Here is a 2,134-nt window from a genome sequence, read left to right as displayed (position 1 = left end):
TGATCAAAGCTTGTCCGATGTTCGTATAGTGTATAACTTTCTCATTCAGCTTTTTACCGTTTTGTTTCTGAATTTCCTCTTGAGCCTTACGGCCTTTTGATAACAGACTGAGTATTTGTCTGTCATGAATTTCAAAAGCTTTATCCGTTAACTCCTGAGTAAGATTTAATAAATAGACGGTTAATATTGAATAGCGTTTATTTTCCTGAAAGTCACGGAATGCATAAGGCTCATATCTTGAACCTAAGCGGGAGATAGCTGTAACAGGCGATTGCGATGCAAATGACTAATTTTTACCGTCTCCAATTCTATTTCCCGTATGTATTCCAGCCGTTCTATTACTTTTAGAAATGTTTCGGGTGAAGGATGACCCGGTGGTTCCTTTAACCAACCCAATATTGTTTTATTGGATTCGGATGGAAGCTGCGAAGTTATGATCTCTTCAAGTTTTTCTTTTTGCTCATTTGTTAAAGACTGACTAACCGTATTAAATAGCTTCTTTTCAGCCATTGCTCTCGCTTCCCACACCATTCTTTCAAGTGTAGTGATAGCAGGTAGTATGATTTTGTTTTTTCTTAGAAAATCTATGCATTCATGCAGTAGATGAATGGCATCACCATTTTCCAAAGCTAATTGATGAAGGTGCTTAAATGTCATTCGATATTCTCTCAGGGTAAAAGTTACAAAGTCGTATTCACTTCGAATTTCTTTCAAATGATCCCAAAGTGTATTTTCCCTTTGAGGATAATGACTAAGCGAGGATGGACTGGCACTGATCTGTTTCGATATATATTTTAAGACTGAATCTGGGATGTTTTTGATATGAGTGTATGGCCAACCGGGATACCGAAGAACAGCTAATTGAACAGCAAATCCTAAACGGTTTTCTTCCCTCCTTCGCTTATTAACTATTTCTAAATCCCGTTTGGAAAAAGTGAAGTAGGTCCCCAGTATCCATTCATCTTCAGGGATTTGCATAAAATCCTGTCTCTGTTCCGGTGTAAGCAATTCTCTACCTCTTGCAAATTTCATTCAGTATCATCCCGTTTCTGTATTTTCAATTTATTACAATTATATATCAATAGAGTGTACTCTATTGATACAAGTGTAGTAGACGGATAAAATCATAGTGTCAATTTAGGAATTATTTTGCACCTTTTTTAAGAGTTATTTTGCGCAATAAGGATACCCTCTTAACCTAAAAAAGCCGAATTCCTGTAAACTAAGCAATCGACTTTTTTTGTTGGATTGTTGAATTAAGCATCTTTCACCTCAATAAGAATTTCTCACTATTTGGTCGACGATATATTTTGCATCATATCCGACACCTTGTAATAACGCAGAACCACGTCTATATTGCCAAGGTAAACCTAAAAAATATAAACCCTCTATATTAGTAATACCTCTATTATGTTTAGGATTTCCTTTCTCGTCTAATACGCCTGATACATTTAACCATGAATAGTCAGGTATAAAACCGGTAGCCCATATTATGTTATTGACATCAAGAAACGTGTTATCTTGGAATATAACCTTATTTTCCTTGCCATCCATGGATCTGTTTTTAATAAAAACAGATCCATTTCGAATAGCATACTTTAATTCAAGACCAAAGATCGGGTCCCCTCTTTTTTGTATTAGTTTTCCTAAGAATGAATTGAAAGGTGCCTTTAACACTCCAACCTTATCAAACCACCAAAATATACTTTTACTTCTAATTGTCAAAGGCAGTAATGTTAAACGTTTACTAGTTGATAGATAAGTCTTCTTCTCTCGTGAAATTTCAACAGCTATCTGCGATCCACTATTTCCCCCGCCCACAACTAACACATTTCCTTCTTTTAATTGAGAAGGGTTTTGATATTCCGAGGAATGCAACTGAACAATCTCTTTCGATAAATTGTTTGAAAATCAGGTGTTCTCGGCTTCTGAAAAGGCCCAGTTGCTATTATGATATTTTCAGCTTTATATTCCATATGCTCTGTCGAAACGTAATAGATATTTTTATTTTTTTGAACATTCGTTACATTAGTGTTATGTTTAATCGGTAGATTAAATGACAATGCATAGTCTTTCAGATATTGTGATATTTCGTCTTTTGAGGGAAAGCCATTGGGATCCCCATTGAGTTCGA

2 protein-coding genes and 1 pseudogene are annotated in these 2,134 nt (G+C 35.5%); all 3 read right to left on the bottom strand.

Going from position 1 to position 2,134, the window contains the following annotated elements:
- Positions 1-1,032, bottom strand: a pseudogene (locus C3938_RS00495) (DUF4158 domain-containing protein); the annotation flags it as partial.
- A gap of 240 nt (positions 1,033-1,272) precedes the next feature.
- Positions 1,273-1,878 (bottom strand): hypothetical protein, encoded by a 606-nt coding sequence (locus C3938_RS00490; protein WP_158681506.1) that lies wholly within the window; start codon positions 1,876-1,878, stop codon positions 1,273-1,275.
- Positions 1,842-2,134 (bottom strand): NAD(P)-binding domain-containing protein (locus C3938_RS00485; RefSeq protein WP_158681505.1); only part of this gene is annotated, 293 nt, incomplete at its 5' end. The genes C3938_RS00485 and C3938_RS00490, both read right to left, overlap by 37 nt.

Source organism: Microbulbifer pacificus (assembly GCF_002959965.1).
Lineage (GTDB): Bacteria > Pseudomonadota > Gammaproteobacteria > Pseudomonadales > Cellvibrionaceae > Microbulbifer > Microbulbifer pacificus_A.
The sequence above is the reverse complement of the archived record's forward strand: the minus strand, read 5'-3'. Positions and strand labels throughout refer to the sequence as shown.